A 13,528-nucleotide genomic window follows, 5' to 3' on the forward strand; every position below is an offset into this window, starting at 1 on the left:
TCACGCCTCCGGGGCCTGGAACGTGGACTGACGGGACATGCCGGCGGCGCGGCCCTTGCCCGCGATGACCAGGGCCATCTTGCGGCTGGCCTCGTCGATCATCTCGTCGCCGAGCATGGCGGAGCCCTTCTTGCCGCCCGCCTCGGACGTGTAGTAGTCGTACGCGTCCAGGATCAGCTCGGCGTGGTCGTAGTCCTCCTGGGAGGGCGAGAAGATCTCGTTGGACGCCTCGACCTGGCCCGGGTGCAGCACCCACTTGCCGTCGAAGCCGAGCGCGGCGGCGCGCTGCGCGACCTCGCGGTAGCCGTCGATGTTGCGGATCTGGAGGTAGGGGCCGTCGATCGCCTGGAGGTCGTTGGCGCGGGCGGCCATCAGGATCTTCATCAGGATGTAGTGGTAGGCGTCCGCCGGGTAGCCGGGCGGCTGCTCACCGACGACCAGCGACTTCATGTTGATGGACGCCATGAAGTCGGCCGGGCCGAAGATGATGGTCTCGATCCGCTGCGAGGCCTGCGCGATCTCGTTGACGTTGTTCAGGCCCTGCGCGTTCTCGATCTGCGCCTCGATGCCGATCCGCCCGACCTCGAAGCCCATCGTCTTCTCGATCTGGGTGAGCAGCAGGTCCAGCGCCACGACCTGCTGGGCGTCCTGGACCTTCGGCAGCATGATGCAGTCGAGGTTCGGGCCCGCGCCCTCGACGACGGTGACGACGTCGCGGTAGGTCCACTCGGTCGTCCAGTCGTTGACCCGCACGACCCTGGTCTTGCCCGTCCAGTCACCCTCGTTGAGGAACTTCACGATGGTGTGCCGGGCCTCCGGCTTGGCCAGCGGCGCGCACGCGTCCTCCAGGTCCAGGAAGACCTGGTCGGCCGGCAGCCCCTGGGCCTTCTCGAGGAAGCGCGGGTTGCTGCCCGGCACGGCGAGGCAGGAGCGGCGCGGCCGCAGGCGGTTGACGGGGCGAGTCATGCGGGGACCTCCAGGGGGTCGAGCTTGTTCGCTGCACGGATCTCGTCGACGATACGGCCGATGATCTCCGTGATACCGAAGTCCTTCGGGGTGAAGACGGCCGCGACGCCGGCCGTGCGGAGCGCCTCGGCGTCCGCGGAGGGGATGATCCCGCCGACGATGACCGGGATGTCCGAGGCACCGGACTGGCGCAGCCGTTCCAGGACGTCCGGTACGAGTTCGGCGTGCGAGCCGGAGAGGATCGACAGGCCCACACAGTGCACGTCCTCGGCCACCGCCGCGTCCACGATCTGCTCGGGCGTGAGCCGGATGCCCTGGTAGACCACCTCGAAGCCGGCGTCCCTGGCCCGTACGGCGATCTGCTCGGCACCGTTGGAGTGCCCGTCCAGACCCGGCTTGCCGACGAGCAGCCGCAGCTTGCCGCTGCCCAGGTCCTCGGCGGTCCTGGCGACCTTCTCGCGCACCGCGGCCATCGGGGAGCCCTCCTCGGCGGCCACCGCGAGCGGCGCGCTGCTGACGCCGGTGGGCGCCCGGAACTCGCCGAACACGTCCCGCAGGGCCCACGCCCACTCGCCCGTCGTCACGCCCGCGCGGGCGCACTCGAGCGTGGGACCGAAGAGATTGGTGTCGCCGGCTGCCGCGGCCTTGAGGGCGGACAGCGCCTCCTGCGCCCGTCCCTCGTCGCGGTTGTCCCGCCATGTGTGCAGGGCGGCCACGACCTTGGCCTCGTTCTCCGGGTCCACCGTCATGATCGCGGTGTCGAGGTCCGCGGTGAGCGGGTTGGGTTCGGTCGACTCGAAGCAGTTGACCCCGACGATCTTCTCCTCGCCGGCCTCGATACGGGCCCGCCGTTCGGCGTGCGAGGAGACGAGCTGGGCCTTGAGGTAGCCCGACTCGACGGCCGCCATGGCGCCGCCCATCTCCTGGATCCGCTCGATCTCGGTCATGCACTCCTCGACGAGCGCGTCGACCTTGGCCTCGATGACGTGCGAGCCCGCGAAGATGTCCTCGTACTCCAGCAGATCGGACTCGTGGGCGAGCACCTGCTGGATGCGCAGCGACCACTGCTGGTCCCAGGGCCGGGGCAGGCCCAGCGCCTCGTTCCAGGCGGGGAGCTGGACGGCCCGGGCGCGGGCGTCCTTGGAGAGGGTGACGGCCAGCATCTCGAGGACGATCCGCTGGACGTTGTTCTCCGGCTGCGCCTCGGTCAGGCCGAGGGAGTTGACCTGGACCCCGTACCGGAAGCGGCGGTGGCGGGGGTTCTCGACCCCGTAGCGCTCCTGGGTGATCCGGTCCCAGATACGGCCGAAGGCGCGCATCTTGCACATCTCCTCGACGAAGCGGACGCCCGCGTTCACGAAGAAGGAGATCCGGGCCACCATGTCGCCGATCTTCTCCTGCGGCACCTGCCCGGAGTCGCGCGCGGCGTCGAGCACGGCGATGGCGGTGCTCATGGCGTACGCGATCTCCTGGACCGGGGTGGCCCCGGCCTCCTGCAGGTGGTAGCTGCAGATGTTGATCGGGTTCCACTTGGGGATGTGGGCGACCGTGTAGGCGATCATGTCGGTCGTCAGACGCAGGGAGGGCCCCGGCGGGAAGACGTGCGTCCCGCGCGACAGGTACTCCTTGACGATGTCGTTCTGCGTCGTCCCCGACAGCTTGGTGATGTCGGCGCCCTGCTCCTCGGCGACCACCTCGTACAGCGCCAGCAGCCACATGGCGGTGGCGTTGATGGTCATCGAGGTGTTCATCTGGTCCAGGGGGATGTCCTGGAACAGCCGCCGCATGTCACCGAGATGGGAGACCGGGACCCCGACCCGGCCCACCTCGCCGCGGGCGAGGATGTGGTCGGGGTCGTAGCCGGTCTGCGTCGGGAGGTCGAACGCGACCGACAGGCCGGTCTGGCCCTTGGCGAGGTTGCGCCGGTACAGCTCGTTGGACGCCTCGGCCGTGGAATGCCCGGCGTACGTCCGCATCAGCCACGGACGATCCTTCTGACGCTCAGTCATCTAGGTGTCTCTCAGACGTTCCTGAAGCGGTTGATGGCGTCGATGTGCTGCGCGCGCTTCTCCTCGTCGCGCACGCCCATGCCCTCCTGCGGGGCCAGGCACAGCACGCCGACCTTGCCCTGGTGCACGTTGCGGTGGACGTCGTGCGCGGCCTGGCCGGTCTCGTCCAGCGTGTACGTCCTGGAGAGCGTCGGGTGGATCTTGCCCTTCGCGATGAGGCGGTTGGCCTCCCAGGCCTCGCGGTAGTTGGCGAAGTGGGAGCCGATGATCCGCTTCAGCGACATCCACAGGTAGCGGTTGTCGTACTCGTGCATGTAGCCCGAGGTCGAGGCGCAGGTGGTGATGGTGCCGCCCTTGCGGGTGACGTAGACGGAGGCGCCGAAGGTCTCGCGGCCGGGGTGCTCGAAGACGATGTCGATGTCCTCGCCGCCGGTGAACTCGCGGATGCGCTTGCCGAAGCGCTTCCACTCCTTGGGGTCCTGGGTCCGCTCGTCCTTCCAGAACTTGTAGCCCTCGGCGTTGCGGTCGATGATCGCCTCGGCGCCCATCGCGCGGCAGATGTCGGCCTTCTGCTCGCTGGAGACCACGCAGATCGGGGTGGCGCCGCCGGCCAGCGCGAACTGGGTGGCGTACGAGCCGAGGCCGCCGCTTGCGCCCCAGATGAGGACGTTGTCGCCCTGCTTCATGCCCGCGCCGTTGCCGGAGACGAGCTGCCGGTACGCGGTGGAGTTGACCAGGCCAGGGGCCGCGGCCTCCTCCCAGCTCAGGTGCTTGGGCTTGGGCATGAGCTGGTTGGACTTCACCAGCGCGATCTCGGCGAGGCCGCCGAAGTTGGTCTCGAAGCCCCAGATGCGCTGCTCGGGGTCGAGCATGGTGTCGTTGTGGCCGTCGGCCGACTCCAGCTCCACGGAGAGGCAGTGGGCGACCACCTCGTCACCGGGGGTCCAGGCGTTCACGCCCGGGCCGGTGCGCAGGACCACGCCCGCGAGGTCGGAGCCGATGATGTGGTACGGCAGGTCGTGACGCTGGGTGAGCGGCGACAGCTTGCCGTAGCGCTCCAGGAAGCGGAAGGTCGAGACCGGCTCGAAGATCGAGGTCCACACCGAGTTGTAGTTGACCGAGCTGGCCATGACGGCGACGAGGGCCTCGCCGGGTCCGAGCTCGGGAACCGGCACGTCGTCCACGTGGAGGGACTTGCGCGGGTCCTTGTCCCGGCTCTCGAGACCGGCGAACATCTCCTCCTCGTCCTTGTGGACCGTGACCGCCCGGTACGACTCGGGGAGCGGCAGGGCTGCGAAGTCGGCAGCGGTGCTGTCGGACGAAAGGATTGCGTCCAGGATCTGGTTCACTTTGGGGCCTCCGGCGAAGCGTCGGGGAACGCTTGAGGGAACGCTCGGGTCGCTGACGGGTCGTGTACTGGCCGTCGGTTCGGCGCTGGGTGGTGCTGTGGCGGCGCGGGTAGCGCTGGAGAGCCTGTGACGCAGGCGTCCGGGCGCGCAGAGTTCTGCGGGGACAGCCGGACGTGGGTGCGATCGCGCCACGTCCGGCCGCCCGGACTCTCCCAACGTATGGCACGGCGTGCCACTCGGCAAGACACTGCGTGCCAACAATTTCTCTCAGATGTCATCCCGCAGGTACGTATGAGCAACAACGGCCGCCCCTCCAGAGGCGGCCGTTACCAATAGTGATGACCCGTGTGCAGTCCGTTCGGATTGTCCCCGAGGGCGGCGCGACGGGCGCCGCGGCCCCCGCCGGAGAGGGCCGTCAGGGTGAGCGGAAGCAGCCGCTTGGCCGGATCGGGGGCGGCCACCTGGTGGAAGCGGGGGTGGCGTGCCGCGAGGGGCGCGGGCCGGGGACACTGCCCTGGCGATGCGGCGCCGACGGGCCGTCAATGCATCCTGATGTGGCGTCAGGGCGCGGCCGACGGTGCGTCAGAACACAATGGTGGCCCGCCTCCACGGGAATCCGCGGAGCCAGGCCACCCGGGTCTCACTTGTCCTTGAGCGCCTGCTCGATGGTGCGCATGACCTCACGCAGCGGGGCGTCCGTACGGGCCACGGTCACGAGCACCTCGCCCGCCGTGGAGACCGACACCGCGGGCTCCCGCTCGGAGGAGGCGGGGCGGCCGGCGCCGATGCCCGTGCCGAAGGTGTCCCGGACGATCGCGAAGGCGTGGTCGAGCTGCGCCTCCACGTCCCCCTGGCCGCCGCTGCGCAGCCAGCGCCGCAGCACGTGGTTGTGCGCGGTGACCACCGCGGAGGCGGCGACCTCGGCGAGCAGCGGGTCGTCGTCGCCGTCGCGGTGCGCCCGCTCGTCGAAGTGGCCCAGCAGATAGCGGGTGAACAGCCGCTCGTACCGCGCGACGGAGGCGATCTCGCGCTCCCGCAGCGTCGGCACCTCGCGGGTCAGTTGATACCGCTCCACCGAGACGCTGGGGGAGGCGGCGTACATCCGCATGACTTCCTTGATGCCCCGGCAGACGGTGTCCAGCGGATGCTCGTGCGCCGGTGCGGCCTCCAGCACCGCCTCGGCCCGGACGAGCGTGTCGTCATGGTCCGGGAAGATCGCCTCTTCCTTGGAGCGGAAGTGCCGGAAGAAGGTCCGCCGGGCCACCCCGGCCGCGGCGGCGATCTCGTCGACCGTCGTCGCCTCGTACCCCTTCGTGGCGAAGAGTTCCATCGCCGCGGCCGCCAACTTGCGGCGCATGGACAGCCGCTGTGCGGCGGCCCGGCGACTGCCCGCGCTCTCTTGGGGCTCCACAGGAGGTGTACGAGGGGACTTAACGGGCTGGGCCATGTGGGGAACGTAACACGACGCACGGACACCGTGCGGGGGCGGACCGCTACCGAGGGGCCTCAGCAGCCCGCCCCATGCCGGGTCCCGGTCAGCGCCGGGCATACTCGCGGAAGCCGCGCCCCGTCTTACGGCCCAGGCAGCCCGCCGCCACCAGATGCTCCAGCAGCGGAGCGGGCTTCAGACCCGGGTCACGGAACTCGCGGTGCAGCACCTGCTCGATGGCCAGCGAGACGTCCAGACCGACCACGTCCAGCAGCTCGAAGGGGCCCATCGGGTAGCCGCCGCCGAGCTTCATCGCGGCATCGATCTCGTCCAGCGACGCGTAGTGCTCCTGCACCATCTTGACCGCGTTGTTGAGGTACGGGAACAGCAGCGCGTTCACGATGAATCCGGCCCGGTCGCCGCAGTCCACCGGGTGCTTGCGGACCTTCCCGCAGACCTCGCGGACCGTGGCGTGCACGTCGTCGGCGGTCAGCACGGTGCGGACGACCTCGACGAGCTTCATCGCCGGCGCCGGGTTGAAGAAGTGCATGCCGATCACGTCCTGCGGCCGCGAGGTGGCGCGGGCGCAGGCGACGACGGGCAGGGACGAGGTCGTGGTGGCCAGGACGGCACCCGGCTTGCACACCTTGTCGAGCGTGGTGAAGAGCTGCTGCTTGACCTCCAGGTCCTCGGCCACCGCCTCGACGGCCAGATCGACCTCGGCGAACGCGTCCAGGGAGCCCGCGGGCGCGATCCGGTCCAGCGCCGCGTCCCGGGCCTCCGCCGTCATCCGGCCCTTCTCGACCGACCGGCCCAGCGACTTGGCGATCCGGGCCTTCGCCGTCTCCGCCTTCTCCAGGCTGCGGGCGGCCAGCACCACGTCGTAGCCCGCCTTGGCGAACACCTCGGCGATACCGCTCGCCATGGTGCCCGAGCCGGCGACGCCGACGCTGCTCACCGTACGGGCCGCGGCGGTCGCGCCGTCGCCCTCGGCCGGGGTCTCGGCGTCCGGCACGACGGTGCCGCTGCCCGGCGCCTCGTACGTGTAGAAGCCGCGGCCCGTCTTGCGGCCGGTCAGGCCCGCCTCGCTGAGCTGCTTGAGGATCGGGGACGGGGCGTGCAGCCGGTCCCCGGAGGCCGCGTACATCGCGTCCAGGACGGTGCGGGCAGTGTCGATCCCGACCAGGTCGAGGAGGGCCAGCGGGCCCATGGGCAGACCGCAGCCGAGCCGCATCGCGGCGTCGATGTCCTCACGGGTGGCGTACTTCGACTCGTACATCGCCGCGGCCTGGTTGAGGTAGCCGAAGAGCAGGCCGTCCGCCACGAAGCCGGGCCGGTCGCCGACCGCCACCGGCTCCTTGCCCAGGTCGCGGGCGAGCTGGGTGACCGTGGCGACGGCGGCGGGCGCGGTCAGCACGGAGGAGACGATCTCCACGAGCTTCATCGCGGGCGCCGGGTTGAAGAAGTGCAGGCCCAGGACGCGCTCGGGGCGCGAGGAGTCGGCGGCCAGGCGCGTCACCGACAGGGCGTTGGTCCCGGTGGCCAGGATCGTGTCGGGCCGCACGACGGCGTCGAGCGCGGCGAAGACCTCGCGCTTGGTCTCGTAGTGCTCCGGCACGACCTCGATGACGAGGTCGGCCTCGGCCGCCGCCTGCAGGTCGGAGAACGTGCGGAAGCGGGCGAGGACGTCCTGCCGCTCCTGCTCGGTGATCTTCTCGCGCTCCACGGCGCGGGCGGTCGAGGCCTCGAGCGCGGAGGTGGCGGCCACGGCCGCGGCGTCGCTGATGTCGATGCCGATGACTTCCCGGCCCGCGCGGGCCAGCACCTCGGCGATGCCGCTGCCCATGGTGCCGAGGCCGACGACGGCGACGGTGCCGAGAGTGGTGGGTGCGGAGGGGGGTTCCGGATTGGACGGACGAACCATCGCGGGACTCCTGAGGGTGTTCCCCGGGCTGCGGGGCCGCGGGGAGAGTGACGACTGGGGGCTGGTTCCGGGTGCGCGGGGATCGGTGTCCTGCGAGGAACCGGATGCGCGCGGGGGCCGGACTGAGGGAATCCGGCCGTGGGCCCGGGTGCACATGCTCCGGGTCGGTGCCCATCGGGGCGCCGGCGAGCGGGTGTGGTGATGGCGGTTGCACGCGGGCAGCTCTGCCCGGTGGGAGAAACCGGCCGGCCCTGTCCCGGAGCCGTGCCGTACTGCGTGCTGTGCAGAACCGACTGCACATGGCGGCTGCGTCACCAGGCCGCCCGAGCGGGTGTGCTCGTGGGCCCACCTTAACTCGCGGGTAACAACTTCGCCAGAGGAAGTTGGTGATCGGTGCTGTGGCACGGGCCACGCGCGGGGAGGGACATTCCATGGACACCGATGACGCACGACGCGCTCTGGCGGAGCGAGCCCGCAAGGAAGTCGCCGGGCCTGAGGAGGCGGCCGAGTACGCACGTCTGATGGCGCTGGTCCGGGACGGCTTACCACCGGCGCGCAAAGACGAGTTGGCCCGCGTCCTGGCCGAACCCGGACGGCCGTTGTGGGCACGGGAGATGGCGGCCTTCGCGCTCGGCTGCGCCGGGGACCGGCGGTCCTTCGAGACGCTGGTGCTGCTCCTCAACCACCGGGACGCACCGCGCTGCTCCTCGGCGGCGCACGCGCTGGCCCGGCTCGGCGACCCGCGGACGGCCCGCGCGGCGGCGGCCCTCGCCACCAACCCGCTGCGCACGGCGTACGCGTTGCACCCGGTCAGGCTGCTGACCGCCCTGCGCGTACCGGAGTCCGTACCCGCGCTGACGTCCACGCTGGAGCGCCTGCTCGCCGCGCGGACACCGTACTGGCCCGTGGCGCTGGCCTGCGTGGAGGGGCTGGGCGCGCTGGGGGACCGGCGGGCGGTACCGGTGCTGAGGACCGCGCGCGACCACGCCCGCCTCGCGGCCCCGGCGGAAGCGGCCCTGGCCCGCCTGGACGGCCCGGCGGACGGGTAGGGGGCGGGCCGCGGCGGACGGCCGTGCGGAGGTATGGGCGTCGGCGCCCGGCCGAGCGATCACGGACGCGCGAATCCCGACGTGCCGATGGCGGTGAACGTCCGTGCGTCATAGGGCACTTCGGGCCGCGCGCCGGTGACCATTCCGTGCCGTGGCCGTTCGTGGAGGACCTCGTCGCCCGCGGGCCGGGGGACACGGACGCCGTGACGTGGAGTGCCCTGCCGGCCGACTCGCAGGACGCCGCCGATCTGGCGCGGATCGCCCCGCCGCTCTTCCCGCGCGCCCAGGTGGCGCACCACGTCTGCGGCATCAGGCGGTGACCGCCCCCTTCGGCCGTGCCGTCACAGCAGCGTGAGCTGAGTGGGCTCCGGTGTCTCCGGATGTGCGTCCGCGCGCGGCTCGGGCTGCGGCGGTCCGGTGACGCGGCGGGACGCGCCCGCGCGGGACGGCCCGATCCCGAACTCCCGCGCGTACTCGTGGACTTGGCGGGTGATCCGGCGCTGGTACCACGTCGGGGCGTACGAACCGCCCGCGTACATCGTCTCGTAACGCCGCACCAGGTGCGGGTGGTGATGGCCCAGCCACTCCATGAACCACTCCCGCGCCCCCGGCCGCAGATGGAGGACCAGCGGGGTCACCGAGGTCGCGCCCGCGGCGGCGATCGCGCGGACCGTCGCGCGGAGCTGCTCGGGGGTGTCGCTGAGGAACGGGATGACCGGGGCCATCAGGACGCCGCACGGGATGCCGTTGGCGATGAGGGTGCGGCAGACCTCCAGGCGGCGGTCGGGCGCCGGGGTGCCCGGCTCGACGGTGCGCCACAGCTCGCGGTCCAGGAACCCGACCGATACGGAGGTGCCGACCTCGGTCACCTGGGCGGCCTGCCGCAGCAGTTCGAGGTCGCGCAGGATCAGCGTGCCCTTGGTCAGGATGGAGAAGGGGTTCGCGTGGTCGCGCAGGGCGGCGAGGATGCCGGGCATCAACTGGTAGCGGCCCTCGGCCCGTTGGTAGCAGTCGACGTTCGTGCCCATCGCGATGTGCTCGCCCTGCCACTTGGGGGAGGCGAGTTCGCGGCGCAGCAGCTCCGGTGCGTTGACCTTGACGATGATCTGCGAGTCGAAGCCGGCGCCGGTGTCCAGGTCCAGATAGCTGTGCGTCTTGCGGGCGAAGCAGTAGACGCAGGCGTGCGAGCAGCCGCGGTACGGGTTGATCGTCCACTCGAAGGGCATCCGGGAGGCGCCCGGCACGCGGTTCACGATCGACCGGGCGCGGATCTCGTGGAACGTGATCCCGCGGAACTCAGGGGTGTCGAAGGTGCGTGTGACGGCGTCCGTGCCGAAGAGGGCGGGCGTCGTCGCGGTTCCGTCGTTCGCCAGAGCGTCCCAGCGCATGGTGCCTCCCTCGGTCGCACCCGTTCTCTCCGCGCCCCGCGGGGCACGTTCGCCACGCTAGAACACATTTTCGATTTGCGCCACCGGGTGGCCGGATCCCGACCCCGATTTGGGCGGGCGGGGCGCCGGTGGTTGGCTTGACGGCCAGGACGCACCGCGGACCGGCACGGCCCGCGGTGCGTCGACTCGGCTCATGGGAAGGGAACAACGATGGCGCAGGTAGAGGCCACGACCGAGCGGATCATCGCGGCGGACCCCGAGACGGTGTTCCGCGCGGTCTCCGACTACTCGGGCACCCGCGCCAAGCTGCTGCCCGAGCACTTCAGCGAGTACGAGGTGCGCGAGGGCGGCGCGGGCGAGGGCACCCTCGTCCACTGGCGCCTCCAGGCGACCGGCAAGCGGGTCCGCGACTGCCTGCTGGAGGTCTCCGAGCCGACGGCCGGACAGCTCGTCGAGAAGGACCGCAACTCCTCCATGGTCACCACCTGGACGGTGACCCCTGCCGGTGAGGGCAAGGCGAAGGTCGTCGTCACCACCGTCTGGAACGGCGCGGGCGGCATCGGCGGGTTCTTCGAGAAGACCTTCGCGCCGAAGGGCCTGGGCCGGATCTACGACGCCGTGCTCGCGAGGCTCGCGGCCGAGGTCGAGAAGTAACCCCGGCGCCTCACCGGAACGAGTGGTTTTCGCCCGTGAACCGGCGTGCGCCGCGGGCGCGCGCCGGAGGCGAAAGCCGCTGATGAGCGCTCGAAAGGCGCCCCGGGCAACGTAGTTGGCCCGCGTTTCCGCAGCTCTCCCCGAACCGCGCCGCGCTTGCTCGCAGTTGTCGCGTAATGCGAGAAATGGGCGCGCGGTGCTGGTGCGACGAGGGGAGCGGTACGTGCGCGGGACCACACTCGTGAAGGAACGCGGCGAGCAGGCGGCCGCCGTCCCCGCCCCGGGCACGCCCGACGGCTCCGGCCCCGGGACGGCGGAGGGGGACACCGCCGGACTGTCCCCGCGCCGCGTCCGCATGGTCTTCGTCGGCCTGATGCTGACGCTGCTGCTCGCCGCCCTGGACCAGACGATCGTGGCCACCGCGCTGCCGAAGATCGTCGGCGAGCTCCACGGCCTGGACAAGATGTCGTGGGCCGTCACCTCGTACCTGCTGGCCTCCACCATCGGGCTGCCGGTCTACGGCAAGCTCGGCGACCTCTTCGGCCGCAAGGGCGTCTTCCAGTTCGCGATCCTGGTCTTCGTCATCGGCTCCGTGCTCGCGGGCTGGTCGCGGACCATGGAGCAGCTCATCGCCTTCCGCGCGATCCAGGGCATCGGGGGCGGCGGCCTGATGATCGGCGTCCAGGCGATCATCGCCGACATCGTGCCGCCGCGCGCCCGCGGGCGCTACATGGGCCTGATCGGGGCCGTGTTCGGGCTGGCGTCGGTCGCGGGGCCCCTGCTCGGCGGCTTCTTCACCGACCACGCGTCCTGGCGCTGGTGCTTCTACGTCAACGTCCCGTTCGGCATCGTCACCATGGCCGTCATCGCCGTCGTCCTGAAGCTGCCCAAGCCCGACGTACGGCCGCGGCTCGACGTCCTCGGCACACTCCTGCTCGCCGCCTGCTCCACCTGCCTGGTGCTGCTGACGAGCTGGGGCGGCACGGAGTACGCGTGGGACTCCCGGACGATCCTCGGGCTCGCCGCGGGAGCCGTCGCCACGGCGCTGCTCTTCGTCCTCCTCGAGCGCTTCGCCGTCCAGCCCGTCATCCCGCTGCGGCTGTTCCGCGACCCGGTCTTCACCATGACCGGGCTCATCGGCGCCGTCGTCGGCGTCGCGCTCTTCGGCGCCGCCAGCTATCTGCCGACCTTCCTGCAGATGGTCGACGGCGCCAGCGCCACCGAGTCGGGACTGCTGATGCTGCCGATGATGGGCGGCATCGTGATCGCCTCCATCGTCTCCGGCCGCATGATCAGCCGTACGGGACGCTACAAGGCGTACCCCGTCGTCGGCGGGGCCGTCTCCGCGGCCGGCATGTGGCTGCTGTCCCTGCTGGACGCGGACACCTCGCGGCTGGAGTACAGCGTCTGGATGGCCGTACTGGGCACCGGCATCGGCCTGGTCATGCCGGTGCTCGTCCTGGCCGTGCAGAACTCCGTACCGCCCGCCGACCTCGGCGTGGCCACCAGCGCCAACAACTACTTCCGGCAGATGGGCGGTTCGGTCGGCGCCGCCGTCTTCGGCACGCTCTTCGCCGACCGGCTCGCCGACCGCCTCGCGCACGAACTCCCGCCCGGTGCCGGACTGCCCGAGCCCGAGTCGATCACCCCGCAGATGGTGCACGCGATGGACGCGGCGCTGCGCGACGGCTACATCCGGGCCTACGCGGAGGCCATGCCGCGCATCTTCCTCTACCTCGTGCCGGTGCTCGTCCTCGGCTTCCTGCTCGCCTTCCTGCTGAAGGAGAAACCCCTGGTGTCCCACAACGCCCCCGCCGCTCCCGGCCCTTCCACCACGTCGACGACGATCGTCGTCGACGCCGCCGGGGCCGTCGAAGCCGTCGAAGCCGGGTCCGTGCCGTCCGCCCGTTCAGGAGCGCCCGGCCGGCATCAGGACCCGTTCCTGGCCGGTGTCCCGGTCTGCGGCACGGTCCAGCACTACGACGGGAGCGCCGTGCCGCGCGCCGCGCTCACCCTCATCGACGTCGGCGGCCGCCAGATCGGGCGCGGCGCGGCGGGCGAGGACGGGCGGTACGCGCTGAGCACCCCGGGCGCCGGATCGTACGTCCTGATCGCGGCGGCCGGGGGCCACCAGCCCCAGGCGGTCAGCGTCACCGTCGGGGAGCGGCCGGTCGAACTCGATGTCGTGCTCGGCGGCGCGGGCCGGCTCGCGGGAGCCGTGACCACGGCCGACGGGACCCCCGTACGGGACGCCACGGTGACCCTGACGGATGTGCGCGGCGATGTGGTGGCCTCCACGCGCAGCGGGCGCGAAGGCGGTTACGTCATGCCGGAGCTGGTGGCGGGGGAGTACGTACTCGCCGCGAGCGCACCGGCGTTCCGTCCGGCCGCCCTGCCCGTCACCGTGCAGGCCGCGCGCGAGACCCGCCGGGACATCGAACTCGCGGGCGGGGCGGTCCTGCGCGGCACCGTACGGGCCCATGGGGGGCGGCCCGTCGAGGACGCGCGGGTCACGCTGCTGGACGCCGCGGGCAACGTCGTCGACACGCTGACGACGGGAACCGACGGCATTTTCCTGTTCGTCGACCTGTCGGCGGGCGAGTACACGGTGATCGCCTCGGGCTATCCGCCGGTGGCCACGGTCCTCCAGGTCTCCGGCGGCGGCCGTACGGAGCGGGACCTCCAGCTCGGTCACGAGGACTGACCGGGGCCCGGGACCGGGGACCCGGCAAAGGGGGACGCGGGGGACGGGGTTCGGGG

Annotated in this window: 10 protein-coding genes; 4 read left to right on the forward strand and 6 right to left on the reverse strand. The window is 71.5% G+C overall.

The window, feature by feature from the left end:
• The 5 genes from ABZ822_RS20160 to ABZ822_RS20180 form a co-directional block, all read right to left on the reverse strand.
• Nucleotides 1–966, reverse strand: coding sequence for a CoA ester lyase (locus tag ABZ822_RS20160; RefSeq protein ID WP_360855553.1), 966 nt, complete (start codon nt 964–966; stop codon nt 1–3).
• Entirely contained in the window at nt 963–2,975 is a 2,013-nt protein-coding gene (locus ABZ822_RS20165; RefSeq protein ID WP_360855556.1) for a protein meaA, read from the reverse strand. The genes ABZ822_RS20160 and ABZ822_RS20165 overlap by 4 nt, the downstream gene beginning before the upstream one ends.
• 11 nt (nt 2,976–2,986) lie before the next feature.
• On the reverse strand, nt 2,987–4,324 hold the full coding sequence (gene ccrA / locus ABZ822_RS20170) for a crotonyl-CoA carboxylase/reductase (RefSeq protein WP_360855559.1): 1,338 nt from the start codon (nt 4,322–4,324) through the stop codon (nt 2,987–2,989).
• A 640-nt stretch (nt 4,325–4,964) separates the two neighbouring features.
• Nucleotides 4,965–5,771 carry a TetR family transcriptional regulator gene (locus ABZ822_RS20175; protein WP_360855562.1) on the reverse strand — a complete coding sequence of 269 codons (807 nt, stop codon included), beginning with the start codon at nt 5,769–5,771 and terminating at the stop codon, nt 4,965–4,967.
• An 88-nt stretch (nt 5,772–5,859) separates the two neighbouring features.
• Nucleotides 5,860–7,677 (reverse strand): 3-hydroxyacyl-CoA dehydrogenase family protein, encoded by a 1,818-nt coding sequence (locus ABZ822_RS20180; protein WP_360855565.1) that lies wholly within the window; start codon nt 7,675–7,677, stop codon nt 5,860–5,862.
• Nucleotides 7,678–8,108: 431 nt separating this feature from the next.
• On the opposite strand from ABZ822_RS20180, the gene ABZ822_RS20185 reads away from it, so the two are divergent.
• Nucleotides 8,109–8,726 carry a HEAT repeat domain-containing protein gene (locus tag ABZ822_RS20185; RefSeq protein WP_360855568.1) on the forward strand — a complete coding sequence of 206 codons (618 nt, stop codon included), beginning with the start codon at nt 8,109–8,111 and terminating at the stop codon, nt 8,724–8,726.
• A 146-nt stretch (nt 8,727–8,872) separates the two neighbouring features.
• On the forward strand, nt 8,873–9,046 hold the full coding sequence (locus ABZ822_RS20190) for a hypothetical protein (protein ID WP_360855571.1): 174 nt from the start codon (nt 8,873–8,875) through the stop codon (nt 9,044–9,046).
• A gap of 21 nt (nt 9,047–9,067) precedes the next feature.
• On the opposite strand, the gene ABZ822_RS20195 is transcribed toward ABZ822_RS20190, so the two are convergent.
• Nucleotides 9,068–10,114, reverse strand: coding sequence for an Rv2578c family radical SAM protein (locus ABZ822_RS20195; RefSeq protein WP_360855574.1), 1,047 nt, complete (start codon nt 10,112–10,114; stop codon nt 9,068–9,070).
• A 210-nt stretch (nt 10,115–10,324) separates the two neighbouring features.
• On the opposite strand from ABZ822_RS20195, the gene ABZ822_RS20200 reads away from it, so the two are divergent.
• Complete coding sequence (locus ABZ822_RS20200; protein WP_360855577.1) at nt 10,325–10,768, forward strand: SRPBCC family protein; 444 nt, start codon at nt 10,325–10,327, stop codon at nt 10,766–10,768.
• A gap of 223 nt (nt 10,769–10,991) precedes the next feature.
• A complete protein-coding gene (locus ABZ822_RS20205; RefSeq protein ID WP_360855580.1) occupies nt 10,992–13,472 on the forward strand; it encodes an MFS transporter in 2,481 nt (826 codons plus the stop codon).
• The last annotated feature ends 56 nt before the right edge of the window (nt 13,473–13,528 follow it).

This window comes from Streptomyces sp. NPDC047108 (genome assembly GCF_040643575.1).
Lineage (GTDB): Bacteria > Actinomycetota > Actinomycetes > Streptomycetales > Streptomycetaceae > Streptomyces.